Origin of the sequence: Actinoallomurus sp. NPDC050550, from assembly GCF_040655075.1 — a bacterium.
Classification (GTDB): domain Bacteria; phylum Actinomycetota; class Actinomycetes; order Streptosporangiales; family Streptosporangiaceae; genus Actinoallomurus.
Genome location: NZ_JBFAJC010000020.1, coordinates 77471 through 101068, shown reverse-complemented (window position 1 = coordinate 101068; position 23598 = coordinate 77471). Strand labels below are relative to the sequence as shown.

Genomic DNA, 23598 nt, shown 5'->3' with positions numbered 1-23598 from the left:
AGGACGCACCGAACGCCGGTAACGGCCGCTCCCTTCTTGAGCAAGCGTTTGGTTATCATCGTCGGGTGAGCGACGAACTCGACGACCTGCGAGCGACCGTCCGCGCCTTCCTCGCCCAAGAGTGCCCGCCCACGGCCGTACGGCGGCTCATGGCCGACCCCGCCGCGCACGACGCGGCCTTCTGGGGGCGGCTCGCGGGCGAACTCGGGCTGACCGGGCTGGCGGTCCCGGAGGAGCACGGCGGCGCGGGATGCGGGCTCTCCGAGCTCGCCGTGGTCTGCGAGGAGCTCGGCCGCGCGCTGACCCCCGTCCCGTTCCTGGCCACGGCGGTCCTCGCGGCGTACGCCGTGCACGACGGGCGGCTGCTCGCCGGGATCGCGGACGGCTCCCTGATCGCGACGGTCGTCCTCGACGGGGACATCACGGCCGGCAGAGGCCGCGTGACCGGCACCGCGCCATACGACCGCGACGGGGACATCACGGTGGACGGAGGCCGGCTGACCGGCACGGCGCCGTACGTCCTCGACGGGCACCTCGCCGACGTCATCGTCTGCGCGGCGGGCGACGGCGTGTACGCGGTCCGGGGCGCGGACGTCGCGCGGACCCCGTACGTGACGCTCGACCAGACGCGGCGGCTGGCCCGCCTGCGGTTCGACGGCGCCCCGGCGGAGCGGATCGACGGCGACCTGACGCGCGTGCGCGACGTCGCCCTGACCGCGCTCGCCGCCGAGCAGGTCGGCGGCGCGCAGCGCTGCCTGGAGACCGCCCTGGAGCACGCGAGGACCCGGGTCCAGTTCGGCCGGCCGATCGGCGCCTTCCAGGCGATCAAGCACAGGCTCGCCGACGTGCTGCTGCGCGTCGAGTCCGCACGGTCGGCGGCGTACGAGGCCGCACGCGTCGCCGACGAGGATCCGGACTCGCTTCCGGTGTACGCCGCGCTCGCCGGGTCGTACTGCGCCGAGGCGTACCTGCACGCGGCGGGCGAGACGATCCAGCTCCTCGGCGGCATCGGCGTCACCTGGGAGCACGACGCCCAGCTGCATTTCAAGCGGGCGACCGCGTCCGCACGCCTCTTCGGAGGCCCCGAGTCCCACCGCGCCCGGCTGGCCGCGGCCGTCGGCCTGTGACTACCTCCGCGTCCCGACCTTCCGATAGATGATCGTCAGCACCACCGCGAGGACGATGAGCGCGACGACCACGATCGCCGCCTTGACCAGGAGGTCCATCGCGAGTTCGCGGATGATCTGATCTCCGTCGCCTTCCGCCGACCGGCCGAGCGCGCCGGGGTTCACCGGCTCGGCCTTCCGTCGTCCCGCGCGTCCTCGAGGTATCTCAGGACGGCGCGGGCCGCGGCCCGCCGCGCGCCGCCGCCCCTCCCCGCTCGCCCCCGTGGACGGTCGCGCCCACCTCCCTCTGCGAACGCCCGCAGCAGCGGTTCGGCGGCCCGGCAGGCCTCCGGCAGCCGGCCGCCGCGCTTGAGGATCACCAGCGCGGTGAAGCCCACGATGACCAGCAGCACGACGGCGCCCACGATGAGCGCGAACCTGATGAGCAGCAGATTCATGACGGTGCTCACGATCACTCCCCTCTCCGATCGGCTTTTTAGCACGACCCTGCCAAAAAGAATTTAGCACGATGGTGCTACAAAGGCGTCATGCCGAAGAAGGTCGATCCAGAGGCCCGCCGCCAAGAGGTCGCCGAGGCCGTGTTCCGCGTCGCTCGCCGCGACGGGCTGGAGCACGCGTCGCTGCGCAACGTCGCCGCCGAGGCCGGGCTGGCCATCGGCTCGGTACGGCACTACTTCGCGGGCCAGTCCGACATCATGATCTTCGCGATGCGGCACTTCGTGGACCGCGCCGGCGCGCGCCTGATGGAGCACGTGCGCGACCGGCCGGCCCCGGACGCGCCCCCCGATCGGCACGTCGCCGTCTTCGCGGCGGCCCTCGCCGAACTGCTGCCGCTCGACGCGGAGCGCCGTGAGGAGACCGAGGTCTGGCTGGCCTTCACCGTGAGCGCGCGCACCCGCGATGACCTGCGGCCGTACGCCGAGCGGCTGTACGACGAGACCCGCGACCTGATCCGGAAGGTGCTGGCGGCCGCCGAGCGGAGCGGCGCGCTCCGGGACGGCCTGGACCCAGAGGTCGAGACGGAACGCCTGTACGCGCTGGTCGACGGCCTGGCGCTGCACGGCGTCCTGCAGCCCGGCCGGCTCGACGCCGACGCCATGCGGGCGACGCTGCACCGGCACCTCGGCGAGATCATGCCGCGGGCGGACGATCGGTGACCTAGGCCACTACCCGCGGCCCGCCGGGAATGCGGGCCCGCGCGCCGCTCGTTCCCCGAGCGAGACCCTCCGTGAGGTACCCCCCTGTGACCGATCTCCTCCCGACACCGACCACCACGTCACCACCGCCCGTGCCGACGCGGCGCCGGTGGCTGCGCTGGGCGGGCCGGGTGGCGATGTTCGGGGCGATCGGCGTCTCGGCCTGGGCGTTCCGCGACCAGTTGCCCGACGCCGGGGCGCTGTGGCGCGTGGCCCTCCACGCGAACCCTGGCTGGCTGGCCGTGGTGGTGCTCACGCAGTTGGCGTCCATGGCGATGTTCACCCGGGTGCAGCGACGGCTGCTCCGCGCGGGCGGGGTCCGGATGTCCCTGCCACGCGCATTGCGGATCACGTACGCGGGCAACGCGCTGTCGACGACGCTTCCGGTGGGGCCGGCGGTGAGCGTGGCGTTCAGCTTCCGGCAGTTCCGCCACGCCGGGGCCACGCCACGGCTGGCGACCGCCGTGATCGTGGTGGGCGGCGTGGTGATGAACGCCGGTTACGCCGTCGTCGGCCTGACCGCCCTGGTCGCCGAGCCGTACTCCCGATCGTTCGCGATCACGGCGCTGGCGGTCCTGGCGGGCGTGACCGGGGCGTTCGCGCTGCTCTGGAACCGGCGGCGGGCCGCGCTGAGCCGCCTGGCGCTGCACGCCTTCGGGCCGCTGCTGCGGCACCGGCTCCTCGTGCCGCTCACCGAGATGTGGCAGGGCCGGGGCGCCCTGCGCCTGAGCCCGCGCGACTGGGGCGTGCTCGGCCTGATGGCCGTGCTGAACTGGGTCTTCGACATCCTGTCCCTCGCGACGGCCGAGCGCGCGGTCGGCGTGCACACGCCGCTGTACGCCGTCACGCTCGCCTACTTCGCCGCCCAGGCCGCCGGCAGCGTGCTGCCCCTGCTGCCCGGCGGGCTGGGCGCGATCGAGGCGAGCCTGGCCGCGTCACTGGTCGCCTTCGGGGCGCTCGCCGTCCCGGCCGGCGTGGCGGTGGCGCTCTACCGGCTCGTGTCCTTCTGGGGCGTGGTCGGCGCGGGCTGGCTCGCCTGGCTGACGATCAAGATCGCCGAGGACGACGCGACGCGGGTGCGCCTGCGGAGGGCGTTCGGCGGCCTGGGAACGGCGTTGTACGCCATGTCGCAGACGACGGCGTGCGCGGCGCCCGTTCCCCCGGCTCCGGATTCCCCAGAGTCCGCCTGACCCGCCGCCGGACCATGCCTCATGGCTTGTTGCCGTACGATCCCGCTGCTACGCTTCCCAAGCGAGCGCTTGGTCATATTCGGAGCACATGCCGGAGGCGTGATGTCCCTACGGGTCAGCGTTGGTTACGAGCTCGAGGTGCGCGGGCGCACGCGCGAGGTCGAGCGGCGGGCCTTCGAGAACGTCGTCGACCAGGTCGTCCTGGCCGACAGCCTCGGCTACGACACGGCGTGGTTCGTCGAGCACCACTTCACGCGCGGGTTCTCCCACTCGTCCGCGCCCGACCTCGTCCTCGCCGCCTGCTCCCAGCGGACCGAGCGCATCCATCTCGGCCTCGGCGTGGTACTGCTGCCGTTCCAGCACCCCGTCCGCACGGCCGAACGGGTCGCGACCCTCGACGTCCTCAGCGGCGGGCGGGTCGAGTTCGGCACCGGCCGCGGCGCGTCGCCGCTGGAGTACCAGGCGTTCCAGCGGCCCTTCGAGCAGTCCCGGCAGATCTGGGAGGAGACCCTCGAGGCGGTGCTGGCGATCTGGAACGCCGACGGCGAGCCGGTCACCCGGTCCGGCGAGTTCTTCGAGGTCCCGAACGTCGCGGTCTACCCGCGTCCGGTGCAGGAGCCGCACCCGCCGGTCTGGGTGGCCTCCACCTCGCTGGACGGCTACCTCGCGGCGGCCCGCAAGGGCTACAACCTGCTCGGCATGACGATGCTGAAGGGCCTCGACGACGTCGCGGAGGACATCGCCGAGTACCGGAAGTGCCTGGCGAGCAACGGCTTCGACCCGAACACCCGGCGCGTCGCGCTGATGATCCCCTGGTACGTCGCGCCGTCGAGGGACGAGGCGATCTCCACGGCCGCCGACGCGATCCTGTGGTACATCCGCCGCCAGGTGAACCTCGTCACACCCCCGGACTACTACGACGCCCGGCACGCCACCCACCGGGTGCTGGGCCAGCTCGCCGCCGGCCTGCCGCCCGAGGAGGCCATGGAGACGCTGCGGGAACACCACATGGTGGTCGTGGACGACGTCGAGGGCTCCCGCAAGGCCGTCGAACGCATCCAGGCCGCCGGCGCGACCGACCTGATCCTCCAGGCCCAGGTCGGCGGTCTGGCGGGCGAGCACGTCACCGGCTCGATGCGGCTGTTCATGGACGAGGTGATGGGGTGACCGGCCCCAGGAACGCCGGGAGCGCGAAGGAGACCGTATGACCTGGACCACCCGCGAGGCCCTGCCGACCCCCCGCGACGCGGCGGGGCTCCTGCTCATCTCCCCCGAGGCCGACCTGGTCGTACCGCTGACCGCCGAAGACCGCGCGGCCGCGCTGGAGATCGCGACGACGACGCTGCGCGCGGCGGGTGTCGGTCCCTCCGACCGGGTCGTGGTCGCCCTCAACAATGACGGCGAGGCGAGCGGCACTCTGATCGCGCAGGCCTGCGCGGAGATCGCCCAGGCCGCGGCCGCGCCCGGTCCTCGGGGACGGCTGCGGCTGCACCACGCGCTGGAGGCCGTACGGGCCACGACGCTCATCGCGACGCCCACCGGGGCGATGGACCTGCTCGCCCGGCTGCACCTGGAGTTCCTCCTCGACCCGCTGGACCTCGGGCTGCGCCGCATCCTGCTCACCGGAGAGCTCCCCTCGCCGGGTGCGTACGGGCAGCTCGCGTCCGAGTTCGAAGCGGAGGTGGGCGAGCTGTACGCCGACCCGTTCTTCGGGCTGCCGACGGCGTACCGGTCCGCCCGTGACTCCGCGTACACCCCCGCCCGCGAGGGCCTGCTGGGCGTGGCACCGCTCGGCAAGGACGTCCTGCTGGAGCCGCCCTACGCCGCCGGGAGCGCGGAGATCGTGGTCACCCCCGCCTGGCACTCCACTCTGGCCGGGACGACCCTGCGCACCGGGCAGGTCGTGCGCCTCACCGAGGGCGACGGGATCCCCGCCCCGGAGCACACCGTGGGCGAGCATCTCCTCGTGCGCGGGCGGTGGCTATCGATCCCGCGCGTGGCAGCGGCCCTGGCCCGGATCGACGGCATCGCCCACTGGGACCTTCGCGTCGCCCGCGAGGGGACGCTGGACGCCGCCGCGCTGCACGTCACGTTCAACCGCGCGACGCTGGTGAAGAATCCGATGTGGCGTTCGCGCATCCACCAGGCGCTGGTCGCGGTGACCCCCATGACCATCGAGGTCGTCGTCGAGGACGACGTCGCCGAGCAGGCCCGGCCGGGTTCGGTGACCGATCTGCGCGGCCACCATCTCGGCCGCGACCGGTCGGCCGTCGTGGAGTGACCCGGCCCGTTCTCCGACCGACAGGAGGCGCGTCATGGAACCGGTGCCGGACTGGGGGACGATCCCGCGGATGCTGCGCGACCAGGCGGCGCGCCATCCGGACGACGTGGTCGTCGCGGAGGGCGGCACGCCGCTGACGATGCGCGCGCTCCGGGAGGAGGCCGCGAGAGTGGCGCGGGGGCTCATCGCGCTCGGCGTCGAGCCCGGCGACCGCGTCGCCGTCTGGGCGCCGAACTCCGCCGCCTGGGTCGTCATCGCGTACGGCGTCTGGGACGCCGGCGCCATCGTCACGCCGCTCTCGACGCGGTTCCGCGGGATCGAGGCCGCCGGCATGCTCCGCCGGACCGGGGCGCGGGTGCTCTTCGTCGACGAGGGGTTCCTCGGCTTCTCCTACCTCGGCGCGCTGCAGGAGATCTGCGGTGGCCCGTCCGGCGGGCGCCCGTTCGGCGACCTGCCGAATCTGCGGCACGCCGTCACCCTCGCCGGGACCGGCGCGCCGCCGCCGGCCGTCTCGTTCGAGGACCTCCTCGAGCGGGGCGAGCACGTGGCGGACGCGGAGGAGCGCGCGCTCGCGGTGGGCCCGGACGACCTCGCCGAGATCATGGCCACCTCGGGCACGACCGGCGCGCCGAAAGGCGTCATGCTGCCCCACGCGCAACTGCTGCGCGGCTACTGGGACTGGGCGTCGATCGTCACGCTCGGCCCCGACGACCGCTACCCGATCATCGCGCCGTTCTCCCACGGGTTCGGGATCAACGCCGGGCTGCTGGCCTGCGTGCTGAAGCGGGCGACGATGATGCCGATCTCGGTGTTCGCGCCCGACACCCTGATGGACCTGATCGAGCGCGACCGGATCAGCGTCCTGGCCGGCCCGCCGACGCTGTTCCACCGGATCCTGGAGGAGCTCGATGGCCGGGACGTGACCTCGCTGCGCGTGGCGATCTGCGGGGCGGCGGCGGTGCCGCCGGAGCTGATCCGGCGGCTGATCGAGCGGGTCGGCCTGGACCGGATGATCAACGCGTACGGGCTGATGGAGGGCACCGTCGTGTCGATGACGCGGGCCGAGGACCCCGTCGAGGTGATCGCCGCCACCACCGGGCGCGCCGTGCCCGGCGTGACGGTGCGCGTCGTCGACGACGAGGGCAAGGACCTGCCGGCCGGCGGGCGCGGGGAGATCCTCATCGGCGGCTACGGCGTCATGCGCGGCTACTGGGACGATCCGGAGCGTACGGCGGAGGCCGTGGACGCCGACGGATGGCTGCACACGGGCGACATCGGCGAGCTGACCGCCCGGGGCGACCTGGCGATCGTCGACCGGAAGAAGGACATGTTCATCGTCGGCGGGTTCAACGCCTACCCGGCGGAGATCGAGGCGCTGCTCCTGCACCATCCGGCCGTCGCGCAAGCGGCCGTGGTCGCGGTGCCCGACGAGAGGCTGGGCGAGGTCGGCTGGGCGTTCGTGGTCCCCGCCGGCCCGGTCGAGCCGGCCACGATCGTCGCCTGGGCGCGCGACCACATGTCGAACTACAAGGTCCCCCGGCAGGTCGTCCTCGTCGACACGCTGCCCGCCAACGTCAACGGCAAGGTCGACAAGCAGGCGCTGCGCGCCCGTACCCGTACGGCGAGAACGCTCCTCAGCCGACCTGGCCCGTGAGCCAGGGCGTCCGGCGCCTCGATCAGCCCGCCTGGCCCGTGACAAGGGCAAGGACACCCGGCACCTCGATCAGCCGACCTGGCCCGTGAGCCAGGGCGCCCGGCACCTCGATCAGCCGACCTGGTCCGTGACGAGGGCGGGGGCGCCCAGCACCTCGACCGGCTCCTCGTCGTGCCGGGGCATGAGCACCACGACGACGAGCGAGGCCGCGAACCCGGCCGTCCGCAGCGCGAGACGGAGGGGATCCTGCGGCAGCGGCTCCCCGAAGACCGCCGTGCCCGCCATGACGGTGTACACGCTGCCGACGACGCTGGAGACCGGCACCACGATGGACGCCCGGCCGCGCTGCAGGCCCGTCTGGAACAGCAGCAGGCCCGCGCCCGACAGCAGGAAGTACAGGTAGGGGTACGGCGAGGCCAGGGTCCGGCCGAGGAAGCCGCCCGAGTGGTCGGCGAGGAACCCGGCGACGCCCTTCGTCTGCAACCCGCCGGCGCCGTACAGCAGGCCGGAGGCGGCGCCGTACAGCACTCCGGGCACCGGGCGGCCGGTGCGCCGCCCAGTGCGCATCGCCGAGACGAACGCGCCCAGGCCGAGGACGACGGTGCCGGCCGAGACGGCCAGGAGCACGCCGGTGTCGGCGTGCACGCCGAGCCGCGTCGGCTCCATCGACAGGCACACCAGCATCAGCGACAGCGCGAGTACGCCGAGCCCGGTCCATTCACGCGGCGTGGTGCGCTCGCCCAGCACGGTGGCCGAGAAGACCACGAGCAGCGCCAGCCCGGCGAGCTGGATCGGCTGCCCGACGCTCAGCGGCACCAGCGCCATGACTCCCACCTGGCAGAGCAGGCCCATGGCCATCACGAGGAAGCCCGTCACCCAGGCGCGGCTGCCGCCCAGGACGCGGACGAGGTGGCCCACCCGATGCGCGCTGATCGGCGGCAGGTCGCGCAGCGCCCGCTTCTCGAGAACGAAGCCGGCGTTGTACAGGACCGTCGCGATGAGCGCGAGGATGATGCCGAAGAACAAGCAGCCTCCTGGGCTACGGGGGAACGCGGGCGATATGGGGCGCCGGGGTGATCAGGTGACGCCTGCGAGCTGGTAAGAGGCGTGCGAAGACACGGCCTACGGCAGACGAAAATACCGGATCGACCTCAATGTGGCGCACTCACCCGGCGAAAAGCCCCGTCCGGCGCGGCGGAAATTCTCATCGCGGTCGCCACCGCACGAGGGTGAGATCCTCGTCCACGTCCGTGAAAACGGCCTGGACCGGCATGCCCGGCGTCACGTCGGCGGGGTCCGCGCCGGTCAGGTCGCCGTACATGAACAGGTCGTCGGCGTCGTCGAGCCGCACGTGCAGGACCGCGTAGGGCACCTCGTCGGCGAAGGCGCGCATGAAGACCTGGTGGTTCACGATCCAGCTCGCCACGCGCCCGGTGCCGCTCACCGGGGTCCAGGTGCTCTCGCGCGACCGGCAGCGGGCGCAGATCGCGCGGGGCGGGAAGCGCAGCGTGCCGCACCCGCCGCACCTCTGGACCAGCAGTTCGTGCCGGCGGACGGCCTCCCACCAGGGCGCGGAGTCGCGGTCGGCCTGCGGCCTCGGCCGCTCGGCGAGGCTCACCGGTCGGCCCGCAGGATCAGAGCGGAGGTCCCGGCGAGGACGTAGCCGGGCTGGGCCGTCGACAGCGCCATCTCCGCGCCGCTCACCTGCCGGTCCCCGGCCGTGCCGCGCAGTTGCGCGACGGCCTCGGCCACGTGGTTGATGCCGTGCACGTATCCCTCCGAGAGGAAGCCGCCGTGGGTGTTCACCGGCAGCGGGCCGTCCAGCCGGGTCGCGCCGGAGGCGGCGTACGGGCCGCCCTCCCCCTTGGGGCAGAAGCCGTAGTCCTCCAGCTGGACGAGGACCGAGTAGGTGAAGCAGTCGTACAGCTCGGCCACGTCGATGTCCTCCGGCCCGACGCCCGCCATGGCGTACAGCCGGGGCGCGATCCGGGCGGCCTCCGAGACGGTGAAGTCGCCGCCCTGACCGGAGAAGAAGCTGTCGCCGCCGCCCCAGACCGCGCCGGAGATCAGGACCGGCGGGTTGGGCAGGTCCCGGGCGCGCTCGGCGGAGGTGACGACGACGGCGCAGGCGCCATCGGTCTCCAGGCAGCAGTCGAGGAGGCGGAGGGGTTCGGCGATCCAGCGGGAGGCCAGGTAGTCGTCGAGCGTGATCGGGTCGCGTTTGAGGGCGCGCGGGTTCTTCACTGCGTTGGCGCGCTGGCCGACCGCGATGTGGCCGAGCTGCTCGTGCGTCGTGCCGTACTTGATCATGTGCGCGCGGGTGAACATCGCGAACTGCTGCGGCGGCGCGAAGTAGCCGTACGGCGCCTGGTACTGCGCGTCGAAGATCGGTGCGACGCCGCGGCCCGTGCCGCCCATGCGGAACTCCGAGCGGGCGTTGATCGCGCGGTAGCAGACGACGGTGCGGGCCACACCGCTGGCGACCGCCATGGCCGCCTGCCCGATCACCGCGTGCGAGACGCTGCCCCCGCCGAACTGGTCGAGGTACCAGCTCACCTCGGGGACGCCGAGGGCGGGCGCGACCACCCAGGGCGGCGTCGAGTCGCCGACGCGGTGGGTCGCGAGGGCGTCGACGTCATCGACGGTCAGCCCGGCGTCGTCGAGCGCGGCGAGGATCGCGTCGATCGCGAGGGTGAGTGTCGAGACGCCGGAGTCCTTGCTGAACGGCGTGTACCCGACCCCGGCGATCGCCGCTCGATCCCGCAACCCCATGCCTCTCCTACCAACCAAGCGCTCGGCCAACTCTCTTGAACCGTAGAGCCCGCCGTCCCCGGCTGTCAATGATCACTAGGGTGGACCGGCACGTCGCCGAACGGAAAGACCGAGGATGGCCGAGGAGAGCGCCCCGATCTCCCGCACGCGGCTGCGCCTGTGGTGGGCGGCGGTCGCACTGACGGCCCTGCCGCTCGCCCTCGGCATGGCGGCCACCCTCCTGGGCGCCCCGGACCGCTTCGGGTTCGCGAGCGTGGCCACGAAGGTCTGCCAGGGCTGGCAGGCGGAGATGCGGCTCGCGAGCGAGCCCGCGTGGGCGGTCCTGAAGGGAGTGCCCGTCGTCGTCGTAGGCCCCGCATTCGCCGGGTGGGTGCTCTCCCGCCGCCGTGGCCTGCACCGGGCGGCGGCGTGGATCGGCTGGACGGCCCCGGCCTTCCTGGCGGTCATCGCGCTGACCGAGCCGGCGCTGGTCGCGTTCGACGGCGTCCAGGACTGCCTTGACGCCTGGGGGCCGATGCTCGGCTTCTCGCTCTGGCCGCTGTACTACCTGCTGCCCGCCGGCTGCGCCGTCGCGGCCCTGCGCGGGTCACGGCGGCGCCCTCGAAGGCGGAGGGCGCTCGGCGCGGTGATCATGACGGCGGTCCTCCTCGCGGCCATGACGGCGGATCGCGGCGCCGAGCGGCCGATCAGCGAGCCGGACGCGTGCGCGAACGCTCCATCGGCGAGTCCCGTCGCCACGGAGACACCGGCTCAGGCGATCGCCCGCCTGCCGCGACCGCGACGGGAGCTCGCCTTCCTCTGCGCGGCGCGCGGCAGTTCCCTCACTTCGCCGGGAGGCCTGCGGCCCGCGCACCAGGAGGGCCGGTCCGACCAGGACCTGCTGGCCATGGGCCGGCGCGTGTGCGACGCCCTCGGCCGTACGGCACCGGGCGACCAGGCGACCGCCTCTCTGCTGACGACCGTCGCCCAGGAGTGGACCGGCGGCGAGGACGTGACCCGCACGGCCGCCTACCTGTGCCCCGACGCCGCCGCGCGCTGGTCGCCGCGCCTGGGACGCTCGGCGCGGCAGGAGGCCGAGGAAGCGGCGCGATACCAGACGCGGATGAACGCCGCCTGCGCCCGTCCCCGGCTCGCGGGAGCGCCGACACGGCAGGCGACGACCGCGCTGTTCGTCGGGGAAGGAGGCGGCTACTACGCGTCGGACGGCGAGCCGACAGCCGGCGATCCCTTCAACGCCGCCATCGGCGACGGATTGATCAGCGCGGCTGGGAACACCGCCGCGATCATGACGGAGATCGAGGACGGCCCCGTGTGCCTGACCGTCGCGGCGTACCGCCACCGCCCTCCCCTCATGCTCCGGGGCTGGGACCGCGTCGCCGAGGTCGGCGTCGACAGTCCGCACGGCGGGTTGCGCGTCACCACCATGGAGGAGATGCCGCGACTGCCGATCCTCGCTTCGACGGGTCCTGGGCCCTACCGGCTGCGTGTGTACGTCCGCGACCGGGAGAAGGCGGAACGGTCGGTCTCGGACCTACCTGTGGAGAGGCATCTCATCGTGGTCTTCCCGGGCCGGTCGACGAAGACGACCGTGTACCGGAACGCGGAACGATAAGCCTAGGACTTTCGGCCGATTTCACCCCCGGCCTGGAATCTCGGGCACGTCGCGACGCTTTACTGAGACGTGGAGCAGGGGCGGCGAGCGGCCAACTTGACACTCGTCAAGGCTGCCGCCTATCGTCCAAGCAAGCGCTTGGCTAAGAGAAAGGATCCGGTCATGCCCGACGGCGCGACCGCCGCAACGTCGATCCCCCGAGGTTCGGCCGCGCGATCCTCCGGCCAGAACACGCCACGGCGCGCACCCCGCTCGCCCAACGGAACGCCACGTCCGGGCACCGCCGACCAGATCAGCGACATCGACAAGATGCGCTTCCGCAATATCCTCGGCCGCTTCGCCACGGGCGTGGTCGCCATCACCGCGATCGACCCCGAGACGGGCGGGCCCACGGGCCTGGCCGCCAATTCCTTCACCTCGGTGTCGCTGGACCCCGCTCTCGTCGCCTTCTGCGTGGCGCACACCAGCTCGACGTGGCCCAAGCTGCGGGGCGCCGACCGTCACTGCGTCAACATCCTCTCCGAGCCGCAGCGCGACGTCTGCCTGCAGCTCGCCACCAAGGGCGCGGACAAGTTCGCGGGCCTGGAGTGGACCAAGTCCCCGAATGGCAGCCCGGTGATCGACGGGGCCCTCGCGTGGCTGGAGTGCTCCGTCGAGGCGGAGTACGCCGCCGGGGACCACGTCATCGTCGTCGCCCGGGTGCACCACCTCGACAAGCATCACGACGGCGATCCACTCGTCTTCTACAAGGGCTCCTACGGCCGTTTCGACGGCTGAGCCCGTGGACACCGGGTTCCGGGCCGAGGTGCGCGGCTGGCTCGAGGCCGAGCTCACCGGGGAGTTCGCCGAGGCCCGCGGCCTCGGCGGCCCCGGACGCGAGCACGAGGGCTTCGAACTGCGCCGCACCTGGGAACGCCGCCTCGGCGAGGCCGGCTGGACGTGCCTCGGCTGGCCCAAGGCGTACGGCGGGCGCGACGCCACGCTGGAGGAGCAGGTCGTCTTCCACGAGGAGTACGCCCGCGCGAACGCGCCCCACCGCGTCGGCCACATCGGCGAGGGACTGATCGGGCCGACGATCATCGACTTCGGCACCGAGGAGCAGCGGCGGCGCTTCCTGCCGCCGATCCAGCGCGGCGACGAGCTGTGGTGCCAGGGCTACTCCGAGCCCGAGGCGGGTTCGGACCTGGCGAACGTGCAGACCCGGGCGGAGCGGCGCGGCGGCGAATGGGTGGTCACCGGGCAGAAGGTCTGGACCTCCCTCGCCCACGTCGCGGACTGGTGCTTCGTCCTCTGCCGTACGGAGCCGGGTTCCACGCGCCACCACGGCCTGTCGTACCTGCTCGTGCCGATGCGGCAGCCCGGGGTCGAGGTGCGGCCGATCGTCCAGCTGACCGGCACCAGCGAGTTCAACGAGGTGTTCTTCGACGGCGCCCGCACCGCCGAGGCGAACATCCTCGGCGCCCCCGGCGACGGATGGCGCGTCGCCCTCGCCACCCTCGGGTACGAGCGCGGCGCCTCGACGCTCGGCCAGCAGATCGGCTTCCGCCGGGAGTTCGAGCAGGTCGTCGCCGCCGCCCGGCGCACCGGAACGATCGAGGATCCCGTGCTCCGCGACCGGCTCGTCCAGTCCTGGATCGAGCTGGAGATCATGCGCCTGAACGCGCTGCGCACCATGTCGTCCCTGGCGGCCGGCGAGCCCGGACCGGAGGTGTCGATCGCCAAGCTGTACTGGTCGGAGTGGCACCGCCGGCTCGGCGAACTCGCCGTGGCCGCCCTCGGCGACGAGGCCCTGGTCGCCGACGCCGGACCGTACGAGCTGTCGGAGCTGCAGCGGCTCTACCTGTTCAGCCGCGCCGACACCATCTACGCGGGATCCAGCGAGATCCAGCGCAACATCATCGCCGAGCGCACTCTCGGCCTCCCGCGGGCCTGACGGTCGGCACTGGAGGCCGTGGTCGCCTCCAGCGCCGTCTCCTCAGTCGTGCTCCCCCGTTGTGGCGAGCACCCGTATGACGCGTTCGACAGCGTCGTCGAGATCATCGACGCGTGCGATCCGCTCGGCCCACGACCACCAGTACCACCAGCCGTCGGCGGAGTTCTCGGCGAGAATGTGCTCGGCGAGAACCGACACCTGTGGGTTCACCACGTGCAGGCTCGGTGGTCCGACTCGTGGAACCGTCAGCCGTACGGCGAAGCCCCGCCCCCGGAGCTCGTCGCCGAGGCTTTCGAGATATGTGATGCGTGTCCGCGCTAAAGCGGCGGTCTCATTCGACACGATCGGATCACCCCTCCTGAAACGGATCCGGCCCGACCGAGGACAGCATTCCGATGTGATGTACGCCACGCAATCCGCAGCACCGAACATGCATGAACTTGCCCCGTGCACGTTCACGCAGGGTGAAGAAGGTCCGTTCCGGTGGCACGTTTCCTCTCCCGACCGGCATGCTCGCAGGAATCGTTTTCGCCGCGATGTTCCGCCCTGCGCCAACTCGGCGGGCCGCGCGTACGTCATAGACGGCGGTACACGGATAGAAAGAGGGGCACACATGACACTGGACGCGGGATCACGGTCACCGGCCACGGGGGGCGGGTGGCGCCGCCGGCACGTCCCGGTGGGCGTGTTCCTGGTCGTCTTCGGCTTGACCCGGGTCGCCTCCCTGCTCGACTGGTCCAGTCGCCACCACGACGCGGCCCAGATGCTCGGAGTGGGCGACGGGGCGACGACGGCCCTGCTCGGCGTCTCCGCGGTCGCCGAACTGCTGTTCACCGTCGCCGCCGTCCTGGCCGTCGGCCGCCGCCGGGCCGTCTGGCTGCTGGTGGCGCTCGCCGGGTGGCTCCTCGAGTTCCTGGTGCTGGCGGTCGTCGCCGGTGTCGCCGGGGACCGCCTGCGGCTGGTCGAGCACGGGGTGTTCCTGCTGGTGTTCGGCGGCCTGTTCGCGGTGACCTATCGATCGATCAAGGGCACGCCGGCCGCCGTCGAGCCCGCTCCGCCGGTCCCCGCTCTCGCACTGCCGGCGCTCGCCGGCCTCGTCCCGGCCGGCTCCCCTGCCGCGCCCGAACCTCCGAGACCCGCCGCACCCGACCGGCTGGCGCAGAGCCCCGAATGGGGAACGTCGAAGCCCGGACGGGGAGCACCGAAGCTCCCGGGCGCTCTGGCCTTGCCGCAGCCACCGGAGGCGTCGCAGAGTCCCTCCGCCACCCTGGCCGGACCGGTGCCCGAGTCCCCGGACGCGCCCGAGAAGGCCACCGTACGGCCCGCGGCCGACGCGACCCGCCAGGACATCAGGATCCAGAGGCGCGACGCCTACCGTACGGAGACCGACGAACCGGCCGGCGACGCCGACACCGACCGTGCGGAGGCCGACGAACGGGCCGGCGACGCCGACCACCGCGGCACCGGCCCCGGAGAGAGCGACGTCACCCGCCGAGACCTCACCGAGCCCCCGAACGACCGGGATCGCGCCAAGCCCGCGAACGACGACGCCCGCCGCGACGTCACCCCGTCCGCGAACGACGACGCCCGCCGCGACGTCACCCCGTCCGCGAACGACGACGCCCGCCGCGACGTCACCCTGCCCGCGAGCGACACCACCCGCCGGGACCTCCCGGAGCCCTCGAGCGACGCCACGCACCAGGACCTCGCCGAACCCGCGAGCGACCGGGATCGCGCCGAGCCCGCGAGCGACAGCCGGGACGTCGAGTTCGGCAAGAGGGACGCCGTCGGGGGCGCCACGAGGGCCGACATCCCCGTCCGCACCCGGGACGCCGAGCCGCAGCCCGCCGCCGAGGGCGAGGCCGAGGCGGACGAGACGATGTTCGACCGGGACGAAGGCGACCCGGCGCGGCCGTGATCGCCGAGGATCGCCGGTGTCCCGGCCCCGGCGATCCTCGGCCGTGCCGGTATGGCGCCGCCTACGACGGGGCGGTGGAGCCGCCCCGCAGCCGTGCCACCGGTTCCAGGAAGTCGCGCCTGGCCCGGTCGGGGTCCTCGCCCTGGAGCAGTTCTTCGACCGGCTCCGCCAGCCGGCATCGGTCCGGGGGCTCGGCGGGTCCTGGCGTCAGCCGATGAGGCGGGCGACGGCGGTCATCGTGCCGGGGGCGACCTCGGTGAAGCCGCCGTCCCGTACGGCCACGTCGGCCTCCGCGACGCTCCCGGCCCAGTCGTCGGCCTCCAGGACGCGGACGCGCAGGCCCGGCCACTCGCCGCGGGCGCGCAGCAGGAGCTGGGCGGCGTGCCCGCACTGCGCCGCCGCCTTCCCCGTGGTCATGGCGACGTGCGGATTGAGCGTGACCAGGGCGTACGGCGGCTCGGGCGGGGGTTTCGGCTCGTCGTCGCGCGGCAGGTCGGTGCCTCCGACCTGCCGCTTGGAGATCTCCGGCTGGACCTCGGTGACCGGCCCGGGGACGAACGCCCGCGCCAGCGCGCCGTCGTGGTCCACGAGCACGCCGGGCAGCCCGGCGAGGGCGTCCCAGCGGGCGCCGCGCGCCCGTCGCGCCACCTTGCGGATGCGCCGCGCCTCCCAGCCCGCCACCGCCTCGTACCACTCCCCGCCCGGGGCCGAGCGCGGGTCGGCGAGCAGCCGGACGACGGCCATCGCCGCGGCCTCGCAGATCGCCAGGTGCGACGGTGGCGCGGCCTTCTCGATACGCAGGGCGAGCTGCATCGCCCAGGCGGGCTCCTCCTCGGTCACGCCCCAATGTCTACCAGCCGGTGGAGTCGGCCCTCACCCCGAATCCAGGGCTAGATGTATATACAGATAGTCGTATAGCCTCATCTCATGAGCCACGAGACGCGTGACTTCACCCCTCGGTACTACGCGATCGAGCAGGCGCTGCGCGCCCGCGTCGCCGCCGCCCGGCCGAATGATCCGCTGCCCTCGGAGGCGGAGCTGTGCGAGGAGTTCGGCGTGAGCCGGATGACCGCCCGGGCCGCGGTGCAGCGTCTGGCCGCCGACGGGCTGGTGTACCGGGAGCCGGGGCGGGGCACGTTCGTGGCGCCGCCGCCCGCCCACCGCCGAGCCGACAGCCTGGTGCGGTTCAGCGCCGAGATGCGACGCCGCGGCAAGACCCCGTCCTCGCGGATGGTGGACGCCCGGATACGGCCCGCCGAGGGCGCGGAGGCCGACCGGTTGCGGCTCGGTCGCGACGCACGGGTGGTGGCGATCCGCCGGGTCCGGTCGGCCGACGACGTGCCGATCGCCCTCGAGGAGGCGCTCTTCCCGCCCACGCTGGTGCGGCTCCTGGAGGCCGACCTGGCCGGAGGTTCACTGCACGAGGCGGTGGTCGCGCTAGGACGCGTGCCGACCCTGGGGCACGCGTCCATCTCCGCCGATCGTGCGACCGCCGAGGACGCCGCACTGCTCGCCGTGGATCCGGGCGCTCCCCTGCTCGTGGAGCATCGGCTGATCCTCGACCAGGACGGCCTCCCGCTGGAGCTCACCGAGTCCCGCTACGCCGGCGACCGTTACGCCCTCGACGTCACGTTCGACGTCGAGCCTCCCAACCGCTGAGGAGAAGCCCATGTCCTGGCCCGCCGTCGAGCACGTCGCGAAGATGATCGACCACTCACTCCTCCGTCCCGACCTGACCACCGACGACGTACGGGCCGGCTGTGCGCTGGCCGCCCGCTACGACGTCGCGTCGGTGTGCGTCCGGCCCGCGGACGTCCCACTCGCCGTACGCGCTCTCGGCGGCACCGGCGTGGCGGTCGGCACCGTCGTCGCGTTCCCGCACGGCTCCTCCGCCTCCCACGTGAAGGCGGGAGAGACGGCCGCGGCGGTCGGCGACGGGGCGCGGGAGATCGACATGGTGCTGAACATCGGCAGGCTGCGCGCCGGCGACGACCGGTACGTCGCCGATGACATTCGTGCCGTCGCCGAGCAGACGGCGGCTCGGGGCGCCCTTCTCAAGGTCATTCTGGAGACCGCGTATCTGACCGACGCGGAGAAGGTCCGCGGCTGCCGGATCGCCGAAGAGGCGGGGGCCGACTACGTCAAGACGTCGTCGGGATTCGCGCCGGGCGGCGCGACCCTCGACGACCTGCGCCTGATGCGGAGGTCGGTGTCGGCGCGGGTCGGCGTCAAGGCGGCCGGAGGCGTCCGTACCCTCGACGTCCTGCTGGAGATGGCCGCCGCCGGAGTGACCCGCTTCGGAGCGACGGCCACCGCCGGGATCCTCGACGACCTCGCGCGGCGCCGTGGCGACGTGACAGGGTGAGCGATATGAAGGTGGTCTTCGGCGCCGACGACGCGAACGACTGCACCCGTGCGGTGATCGAGCACCTCCGTGCGGTCGCCGATCTGCGGGTCATCGACGATCTGGAGAAGTGGCCCGACTTCTCGCGGGAGGCGGGCCGCGCGGTCGCCGCCGGCGAGGCCGACTACGGCGTGTTGATGTGCTGGACGGGCACCGGCACGTCGATCGCGGCCAACAAGGTCCCCGGCGTACGGGCCGCGCTGGCCTGGGAGCCGTGGATCGCGCGAAACGCGCGCCTCTGGAACGACGCGAACGTCCTCGCGCTCAGCCTGAAGCGACTGGCCCCCGACGTCGCCGTCGAGTGCGTCAAGGCGTTTCTCGAGACAGAGCGAGAGGACCCCGAGGAGACGCCGAACATCGACCTGATCCGCGACCTCTGACCGCGTTACCCGGTGTGCGCCGTCACCCCGGCCGACTCCAGCATCCGGCACATGTCGTGGAAGCCCTCCACGCACGCGGCACGGACGTTCGGGTATCCGCCGGAGGTCTCGGCGAACAGCAGCAGGAAGCCCGGATCGACGGCGTCCGGACGCTCGATGTTGGCCTCCACGATCTCGGCCCCGTCGGCCCGTTCGAACCGGCAGTGCTCGCCGTGCGGCGAGAGCCACCAGTGCGCGCCGTCGACCTCGATCAGCTCGAACGCCTCGTCTTCGTCCCAAGCGGGCCCCGCCTCGGCGCGACACCGCTCGATGAGCCGCCGCGCGGTCCGGCGGAAGTCGGCGACGAGGATCTCCAGTTCGGCGCGGCACCGGGTCAGTTCGGGCTCGCCGACGAGCCGTACGACGCGGATGGACGGCGGTCGGCCGGGCCACACGAGGACGAGGAGATCGTCCCGTACGAGCTCCGCTTGCAGTCCGGCGGCCAGGGCCGTGGCCCCGGGCATGTCGACGGCCGCGTCGAGCGGGAAGACGGCGGACCGGCCTCGCGTGACCGACCGGTGGATCTCCTCCGGCGGTGGAACGCCGTGCCGTCGTCTCTCTCCCATGGGACGTCAGCGTAGATGTGAGAGGCTGCCGGGGTGATCCAGATCTCCAGTCGCGTCGTGTACCAGAACCGGTGGATGACGGTACGGGAGGATGACATCCGGCACCCGGACGGCTCCCCCGGCATCTACGGCGTCGTGGACAAGCCCACGGCCGCGCTGATCATTCCGATGGAGAACGACGGCTTCCACCTGGTCGAGCAGTACCGCTACACACTCTCTCGCCGGTCCCTGGAGTTCCCGCAGGGCACCTGGCCGGACGACCGCGAGACGAGCAGCGAGGAGCTCGCCCGCGCGGAGCTCGTCCAGGAGGCGGGCCTGCGCGCGGCGGAACTGGAGCGGATCGGTTCCTTCGCGATCGGGCCGGGGTTCACCAACCAGCGCTGTGACGTCTTCCTCGCCACCGGCCTGACGCAGGGTGAGGCCGCCGACCGCGACCCGGAGGAGCAGGGGATGACCCACCGCTGGGTCGCCCGCACGGACTTCGAGCGGATGATCCGCGACGGGGAGATCGTCGACGGCGGCACGATGGCCGGCTACACCTTGCTCGGACTCCACGACGGCGGGTCCCCGCCGTAGGCGTACGCCGGCCGTCCGTTCGCCGACTCGAGGAAGGCCGATTCGGGCGATTGGCCATCGACCACAGGGCGAGGCGCGTGATCTGCTCCTCCCATGGCGGACCCCATTCACGAGCGTGACGCGATCGGTAAGGCCCTCGATCTGGTGGCGGAGGCCGCGGCACCGTACCTCGAGTCACTGACGACGCGGCCGGTGAGCGACCCGGAGGCCGGGGAGTCACTCGACGAACTGGGCGGGTCGCTGCCCGAGCACGGCGACGGCACGGTGGCCGGCGTCTCGCGGCTGCTGCGGACGGGCACGCGGGCGGCCACACATTCCGCCGGGCCGCGCTTCTTCCACTTCGTCGTCGGCGGTGCCACTCCGGCCGCGCTGGCCGGCGACTGGATCGCCTCGCTGCTCGACCAGAACCCCGGCAACTGGGCGGCGTCGCCGTTCGGCACGCAGGCCGAGACGGTGGTGCTCGGATGGCTGAAGGAGCTGTTCGGGCTGCCGGAGTCGTACGGCGGGGTGCTGACGACGAGCGCCACCTCCGCGAACTTCACGGCGTTGTCGGCGGCGCGGTTCTGGTGGGCGGAACGGCACGGCGTGGACGTGACGGTCGACGGCTTGGCCGGGCTGCCGCCGATGCCGGTGTTCTCCAGCGGGTACGTCCACGTCAGCACCCGCAAGGCCCTGCAGATGCTCGGCCTCGGACGCGACACCGTCCGCAGGTTCGCCCGGGACGACGCCGGCCGGGTCGACCTCTCGGCGCTGGACCGGGCCCTCGCGGAGACCGACGGCCCGGCGGTGATCGTGGCGAACGCGGGCGAGGTCAACACCGGTGACTTCGACCCGATCGACGAGATGGCCGAGCTCGCCGAACGACACGGCGCCTGGCTGCACGTGGACGGCGCGTTCGGGCTGTTCGCGGCGGTGTCGCCGCGGACCCGGCACCTGGTCGACGGGATCGAACGGGCGGACTCGGTGATCAGCGACGGGCACAAGTGGCTCAACGTCCCGTACGAGAGCGGCTTCGCGTTCGTACGGGACGCCGCGCTGCTCGGGCGGGCGTTCGGGGCGTGGGACGCGCCGTACCTGCCCGGAGACGGCGACGACCACGTCAATTACCAGTTCCTCGGCCCCGACTCCTCGCGCCGCGCGCGGGCGCTGCCGATCTGGGCGACGCTGCGGGCGTACGGCCGGGAGGGGTACCGGGCGATGGTGGAACGCCATCTCGACCTCGCCGGGCATCTCGGCCGGCTGGTCGAGGAGGCCCCGGATCTGGAGTTGCTCGCGCCGGTCCGGCTCTGCGTGGTCTGCTTCCGGTACCGGCGGCCGGGCATCGAGGACCTCGACGGGTTGAACACCCGGCTCGGCGCGGAGCTGCTCGCCGACGGCCGGGTGTTCGCCGGCACGACGGTGTACCGGGGCATGACCGCCCTGCGACCGGCGATCGTGAACTGGCGGACCACGGAGGCCGACGTCGAGTTGCTCGTCTCGATCGTCCGGGAGATCGGCTCACGACTCGCCGCGTGAGGCTCACACCTGGGGCAGCTCGCGGAGGAGCGTGTCGGCGCGGCTCTTGGTCAGGCCGCCCTCGCTGAGCCGGGTGAGGATCTTCTGCCGGAGGTCCGTGACCCGCTGCCGCAGGTCGACGCTCTGTCCGGCGGCCACTTCGTTCGTCAGGCCGGTGATGACGTTGTCGAGGTCGACGGCCACGTCGGAGCGGACCTCCCGGACCGCCATGCCCTCGTCCACCGTGCGGCGCATCCGGGTCAGCGCGTCGACCGTTCCCGGGGGCGTCGGCGCCGTGCGGGCCCGGACCGGCCGGGTGGTGGCGGGAGGCGGCGGGGTGGCCGCGCGGGAGCGCGTGGCCGACTGCGCGGACCGGCTCCCCGGTGTGGCGGTGGGAGTGACGGGCCCGGACGAAGAGGGGGACGCCGTCACGCGGGACGGAGAGCTCAGCGCGGCCTTCCCGCCGCCGTGGCCGGCGCTCAGCACCGCGGCGATCACCAGCGCCGTCAGCGCGGCGGCCGCCCCGGCGGCCAGCGGCACCCGGCGCCGGCGGACCGCGGGCGCGGTGAGGACCCGCGTGATCGGGTGCGAGAGTCGCCTCGGCGTGACGGCGTCCGGGTCGACGGCGGGCTCGTCGCCGACCCCCAGCTCCCGGGCGATCTCCGCGGCGGCCGGTCGTTCCGCCGCGGATCGGGCGACGCAGCGGGCCTGCAGGCCGCCGAGGGTCTCCCCCGGCCCGGGCCGGCGGCCCATCACCGCCTCGAACCACACGATCCCGAGGGAGTACACGTCGGCGGACGGCGACAGGTCGTTCTCCGGCGGAAGATAGTCGGGCGTCCCCATCCGCGCGTCGCCGGCGATGCCGAAGTCGAGGACCTTCACCCCCGACGACGTGAGGAAGATGTTCGTGGGCTTGATGTCCCGATGGACGATGCGCGCCTCGTGCGCGGCGGCGAGCGCCGAGGCGATCTGGCCGACGACCCGCTCGGCGTCGGACACGGGGTGCACGTCGGCGAGGGTGGAGCCGGTCAGCAGCTCCATGACGATGTACGGGGTGCCGTCGGACTCGCCGTAGTCGTGCACGGTGACGATGTGCGGGTGGGACAGCGCCGCAGCGGAGCGGGCCTCGTCCCGGAACCTCCTGCGGAACTCCGCGTCGCGCGCCAGCTCCGGGTCGATCAGCTTGACCGCGACCTGCCGGACGAGGACCTCGTCCCGCGCCAGCCAGACGGATGCCATGCCACCACGGCCGATCCGCTCGCGAAGGCGGTACCGGCCGGCCAGAAGCGACTGCATCAACGCAGTTTTCCCCAAATCTCGCGTTCCGCACGAGCCCCCTAGTGTGCCCCGGATCTCGCGCCGCCGAGGGAGGATTCGCGGGCCACGAGATGGGTGTCCAGGATGACGACCGGATGCTCGATCTCCTCACCGCGGATGCGGGCGAGGAGCAGTCGCGCCATCTCCCGGCCCATCGCCTCGAGCGGCTGGTGCACCGAGGTCAGGGGCGGGTCGGTGTGGCGCGCGGTCGACGAGTCGTCGAACCCCGCGACCGCGACCTCCCGGGGGATGTGGATCCCGCGCTCCTTGAGCACCCGCATGGCGCCGACCGCCATCGGGTCCGACGCCGCGAAGACGGCGTCGAGGTCCGGGTCGCGGTCGAGGAGCTCGCACATCCCCCGCTCCCCGGACTCCTCACTGAAGTCGCCGTGCGCGACCGGGCCGGTGAGCCCGGCCGCGGCGAGGGCGTCGTGGTACCCGTCGAGACGGTCGACGCCCACCTGCATGTCCTGCGGACCGGTGATGGTGCCGATCCGGCGGCGCCCCAGGCCGATGAGGTGCTCGACCGCCTGGCGGGCGCCGCCCCGGTTGTCGGCGTCGACGCAGCTCACGGGGTCCACACCGACGGGCCGGCCGCCGAGCACGGTCGGCACGCCGTTCTCCTCGAGATGGCGTGGCAGCGGGTCGCCGCCGTGCAGCGAGATCAGCAGGACCCCGTCGACGTGCTGGCCGGTGAGGTAGCGCTCGAAACGCGCGTGCTCGTCCTCCGACTGGGCGATGACCAGCAGCAGCTGCAGCCCGGTGTCGGCGAGGCCGGCGCTGATCCCCCGGATGATGCCGGCGAAGTACGGCTCGCCGAAGACGCGCTCCTCCGACTCCGACACGAACAGCGCGACCGTGTCCGTACGGCGCGTGACCAGGGCGCGCGCCGCACGGTTGGGGACGTACCCGAGCTCGTCGATGGCCCGCAGCACGGCCTCGCGGGCCTCCGGGCTGACCTTCGGCGAGCCGTTGATGACCCGGGAGACGGTGCCGCGGCCGACGCCGGCGAGCGCCGCGACGGCTTCGAGGGTCGGTCGCGGCCCGCTCGTCACGTGTCCTCCCGCCGCGGCGGGAGGACCGCCTTCGCGTCCGGCGGGAGTGCCCGGGCAGATGGGCGTCGCGTTGGTCGGTCGACA

General features: G+C 73.0%; 25 protein-coding genes. 15 read left to right on the top strand and 10 right to left on the bottom strand.

Annotated features, from left to right (window positions below; all coding sequences use genetic code 11):
* Positions 1-65 precede the first annotated feature (65 nt).
* Complete coding sequence (locus AB0I04_RS26680) at positions 66-1127, top strand: acyl-CoA dehydrogenase family protein (RefSeq protein WP_360889756.1); 1062 nt, start codon at positions 66-68, stop codon at positions 1125-1127.
* Here the strand turns inward: AB0I04_RS26680 and AB0I04_RS26675 are convergent, their stop codons facing one another.
* Complete coding sequence (locus tag AB0I04_RS26675; protein WP_360889753.1) at positions 1128-1292, bottom strand: hypothetical protein; 165 nt, start codon at positions 1290-1292, stop codon at positions 1128-1130.
* Entirely contained in the window at positions 1289-1576 is a 288-nt protein-coding gene (locus AB0I04_RS26670; protein WP_360889751.1) for a hypothetical protein, read from the bottom strand. Before AB0I04_RS26670 ends, AB0I04_RS26675 begins: the two co-directional genes overlap by 4 nt.
* Positions 1577-1654: 78 nt before the next feature.
* Between AB0I04_RS26670 and AB0I04_RS26665 the strand changes: the two genes are divergently transcribed.
* The 5 genes from AB0I04_RS26665 to AB0I04_RS26645 all read left to right on the top strand — a co-directional run bounded on the left by AB0I04_RS26665 (position 1655) and on the right by AB0I04_RS26645 (position 7448).
* Entirely contained in the window at positions 1655-2284 is a 630-nt protein-coding gene (locus AB0I04_RS26665) for a TetR/AcrR family transcriptional regulator (RefSeq protein WP_360889748.1), read from the top strand.
* A gap of 86 nt (positions 2285-2370) precedes the next feature.
* Positions 2371-3513, top strand: coding sequence for a lysylphosphatidylglycerol synthase transmembrane domain-containing protein (locus tag AB0I04_RS26660; RefSeq protein ID WP_360889745.1), 1143 nt, complete (start codon positions 2371-2373; stop codon positions 3511-3513).
* Positions 3514-3612: 99 nt separating this feature from the next.
* Positions 3613-4680 (top strand): LLM class flavin-dependent oxidoreductase, encoded by a 1068-nt coding sequence (locus AB0I04_RS26655; protein WP_360889742.1) that lies wholly within the window; start codon positions 3613-3615, stop codon positions 4678-4680.
* A 37-nt stretch (positions 4681-4717) separates the two neighbouring features.
* Complete coding sequence (locus AB0I04_RS26650) at positions 4718-5794, top strand: hypothetical protein (protein ID WP_360889740.1); 1077 nt, start codon at positions 4718-4720, stop codon at positions 5792-5794.
* 34 nt (positions 5795-5828) lie between these two features.
* Complete coding sequence (locus AB0I04_RS26645; RefSeq protein ID WP_360889737.1) at positions 5829-7448, top strand: AMP-binding protein; 1620 nt, start codon at positions 5829-5831, stop codon at positions 7446-7448.
* Between the two features lie 111 nt (positions 7449-7559).
* Here AB0I04_RS26645 and AB0I04_RS26640 read toward each other — a convergent pair whose 3' ends face one another.
* The 3 genes from AB0I04_RS26640 to AB0I04_RS26630 all read right to left on the bottom strand — a co-directional run bounded on the left by AB0I04_RS26640 (position 7560) and on the right by AB0I04_RS26630 (position 10220).
* A complete protein-coding gene (locus AB0I04_RS26640; protein ID WP_360889734.1) occupies positions 7560-8474 on the bottom strand; it encodes a hypothetical protein in 915 nt (304 codons plus the stop codon).
* A gap of 178 nt (positions 8475-8652) precedes the next feature.
* The gene (locus AB0I04_RS26635; RefSeq protein WP_360889731.1) at positions 8653-9066 is read right to left on the bottom strand and encodes a Zn-ribbon domain-containing OB-fold protein; all 414 of its coding nucleotides are present in this window, start codon (positions 9064-9066) and stop codon (positions 8653-8655) included.
* Positions 9063-10220 carry an acetyl-CoA acetyltransferase gene (locus AB0I04_RS26630; RefSeq protein ID WP_360889728.1) on the bottom strand — a complete coding sequence of 386 codons (1158 nt, stop codon included), beginning with the start codon at positions 10218-10220 and terminating at the stop codon, positions 9063-9065. The genes AB0I04_RS26635 and AB0I04_RS26630 overlap by 4 nt, the downstream gene beginning before the upstream one ends.
* 115 nt (positions 10221-10335) lie before the next feature.
* Between AB0I04_RS26630 and AB0I04_RS26625 the strand changes: the two genes are divergently transcribed.
* The 3 genes from AB0I04_RS26625 (at position 10336) to AB0I04_RS26615 (ending at position 13765) form a co-directional block, all read left to right on the top strand.
* Positions 10336-11832 carry a hypothetical protein gene (locus tag AB0I04_RS26625; RefSeq protein WP_360889725.1) on the top strand — a complete coding sequence of 499 codons (1497 nt, stop codon included), beginning with the start codon at positions 10336-10338 and terminating at the stop codon, positions 11830-11832.
* A gap of 309 nt (positions 11833-12141) precedes the next feature.
* The gene (locus AB0I04_RS26620) at positions 12142-12609 is read left to right on the top strand and encodes a flavin reductase family protein (protein WP_360889964.1); all 468 of its coding nucleotides are present in this window, start codon (positions 12142-12144) and stop codon (positions 12607-12609) included.
* 4 nt (positions 12610-12613) lie between these two features.
* Positions 12614-13765: an acyl-CoA dehydrogenase family protein gene (locus AB0I04_RS26615; protein WP_360889722.1), complete on the top strand. Its 1152-nt coding sequence runs from the start codon at positions 12614-12616 to the stop codon at positions 13763-13765.
* A 42-nt stretch (positions 13766-13807) separates the two neighbouring features.
* Here the strand turns inward: AB0I04_RS26615 and AB0I04_RS26610 are convergent, their stop codons facing one another.
* Positions 13808-14107 (bottom strand): hypothetical protein, encoded by a 300-nt coding sequence (locus AB0I04_RS26610; RefSeq protein WP_360889720.1) that lies wholly within the window; start codon positions 14105-14107, stop codon positions 13808-13810.
* 271 nt (positions 14108-14378) lie between these two features.
* On the opposite strand from AB0I04_RS26610, the gene AB0I04_RS26605 reads away from it, so the two are divergent.
* Entirely contained in the window at positions 14379-15683 is a 1305-nt protein-coding gene (locus AB0I04_RS26605) for a hypothetical protein (RefSeq protein WP_360889717.1), read from the top strand.
* Between the two features lie 207 nt (positions 15684-15890).
* On the opposite strand, the gene AB0I04_RS26600 is transcribed toward AB0I04_RS26605, so the two are convergent.
* Positions 15891-16523: a hypothetical protein gene (locus AB0I04_RS26600; protein ID WP_360889714.1), complete on the bottom strand. Its 633-nt coding sequence runs from the start codon at positions 16521-16523 to the stop codon at positions 15891-15893.
* An 87-nt stretch (positions 16524-16610) separates the two neighbouring features.
* On the opposite strand from AB0I04_RS26600, the gene AB0I04_RS26595 reads away from it, so the two are divergent.
* The 3 genes from AB0I04_RS26595 to AB0I04_RS26585 are packed head-to-tail and all read left to right on the top strand — an operon-like array spanning position 16611 to position 18467.
* Positions 16611-17342, top strand: a complete 732-nt coding sequence (locus AB0I04_RS26595) for a GntR family transcriptional regulator (protein ID WP_360889711.1) — start codon at positions 16611-16613, stop codon at positions 17340-17342.
* 10 nt (positions 17343-17352) lie between these two features.
* A complete protein-coding gene (gene deoC, locus AB0I04_RS26590) occupies positions 17353-18048 on the top strand; it encodes a deoxyribose-phosphate aldolase (protein WP_360889708.1) in 696 nt (231 codons plus the stop codon).
* A 5-nt stretch (positions 18049-18053) separates the two neighbouring features.
* Complete coding sequence (locus tag AB0I04_RS26585) at positions 18054-18467, top strand: RpiB/LacA/LacB family sugar-phosphate isomerase (RefSeq protein ID WP_360889705.1); 414 nt, start codon at positions 18054-18056, stop codon at positions 18465-18467.
* 5 nt (positions 18468-18472) lie between these two features.
* On the opposite strand, the gene AB0I04_RS26580 is transcribed toward AB0I04_RS26585, so the two are convergent.
* A complete protein-coding gene (locus AB0I04_RS26580; protein ID WP_360889702.1) occupies positions 18473-19072 on the bottom strand; it encodes a hypothetical protein in 600 nt (199 codons plus the stop codon).
* A 33-nt stretch (positions 19073-19105) separates the two neighbouring features.
* Between AB0I04_RS26580 and AB0I04_RS26575 the strand changes: the two genes are divergently transcribed.
* Together AB0I04_RS26575 and AB0I04_RS26570 are read left to right on the top strand one after the other, a co-directional pair.
* Positions 19106-19648, top strand: coding sequence for an NUDIX hydrolase (locus AB0I04_RS26575; protein ID WP_360889699.1), 543 nt, complete (start codon positions 19106-19108; stop codon positions 19646-19648).
* A 93-nt stretch (positions 19649-19741) separates the two neighbouring features.
* Positions 19742-21163 carry an aspartate aminotransferase family protein gene (locus AB0I04_RS26570; RefSeq protein ID WP_360889697.1) on the top strand — a complete coding sequence of 474 codons (1422 nt, stop codon included), beginning with the start codon at positions 19742-19744 and terminating at the stop codon, positions 21161-21163.
* 3 nt (positions 21164-21166) lie between these two features.
* On the opposite strand, the gene AB0I04_RS26565 is transcribed toward AB0I04_RS26570, so the two are convergent.
* Together AB0I04_RS26565 and AB0I04_RS26560 are read right to left on the bottom strand one after the other, a co-directional pair.
* Positions 21167-22438 (bottom strand): serine/threonine-protein kinase, encoded by a 1272-nt coding sequence (locus AB0I04_RS26565; RefSeq protein WP_360889694.1) that lies wholly within the window; start codon positions 22436-22438, stop codon positions 21167-21169.
* A 41-nt stretch (positions 22439-22479) separates the two neighbouring features.
* Positions 22480-23514, bottom strand: a complete 1035-nt coding sequence (locus AB0I04_RS26560) for a LacI family DNA-binding transcriptional regulator (RefSeq protein ID WP_360889691.1) — start codon at positions 23512-23514, stop codon at positions 22480-22482.
* Positions 23515-23598 lie beyond the last annotated feature (84 nt).

What these genes read in the sequence shown, in the direction of transcription:
- AB0I04_RS26665 (WP_360889748.1), top strand. Translation starts at nt 1,655, where the DNA reads ATGCCGAAGAAGGTCGATCCAGAGGCCCGCCGCCAAGAGGTCGCCGAG.
- AB0I04_RS26650 (WP_360889740.1), top strand. Translation starts at nt 4,718, where the DNA reads ATGACCTGGACCACCCGCGAGGCCCTGCCGACCCCCCGCGACGCGGCG.
- AB0I04_RS26645 (WP_360889737.1), top strand. Translation starts at nt 5,829, where the DNA reads ATGGAACCGGTGCCGGACTGGGGGACGATCCCGCGGATGCTGCGCGAC.
- AB0I04_RS26630 (WP_360889728.1), bottom strand. Translation starts at nt 10,220, where the DNA reads ATGGGGTTGCGGGATCGAGCGGCGATCGCCGGGGTCGGGTACACGCCG.
- AB0I04_RS26625 (WP_360889725.1), top strand. Translation starts at nt 10,336, where the DNA reads ATGGCCGAGGAGAGCGCCCCGATCTCCCGCACGCGGCTGCGCCTGTGG.
- AB0I04_RS26620 (WP_360889964.1), top strand. Translation starts at nt 12,142, where the DNA reads ATGCGCTTCCGCAATATCCTCGGCCGCTTCGCCACGGGCGTGGTCGCC.
- AB0I04_RS26605 (WP_360889717.1), top strand. Translation starts at nt 14,379, where the DNA reads ATGACACTGGACGCGGGATCACGGTCACCGGCCACGGGGGGCGGGTGG.
- AB0I04_RS26595 (WP_360889711.1), top strand. Translation starts at nt 16,611, where the DNA reads ATGAGCCACGAGACGCGTGACTTCACCCCTCGGTACTACGCGATCGAG.
- deoC (WP_360889708.1), top strand. Translation starts at nt 17,353, where the DNA reads ATGTCCTGGCCCGCCGTCGAGCACGTCGCGAAGATGATCGACCACTCA.
- AB0I04_RS26585 (WP_360889705.1), top strand. Translation starts at nt 18,054, where the DNA reads ATGAAGGTGGTCTTCGGCGCCGACGACGCGAACGACTGCACCCGTGCG.
- AB0I04_RS26580 (WP_360889702.1), bottom strand. Translation starts at nt 19,072, where the DNA reads ATGGGAGAGAGACGACGGCACGGCGTTCCACCGCCGGAGGAGATCCAC.
- AB0I04_RS26570 (WP_360889697.1), top strand. Translation starts at nt 19,742, where the DNA reads ATGGCGGACCCCATTCACGAGCGTGACGCGATCGGTAAGGCCCTCGAT.
- AB0I04_RS26565 (WP_360889694.1), bottom strand. Translation starts at nt 22,438, where the DNA reads ATGCAGTCGCTTCTGGCCGGCCGGTACCGCCTTCGCGAGCGGATCGGC.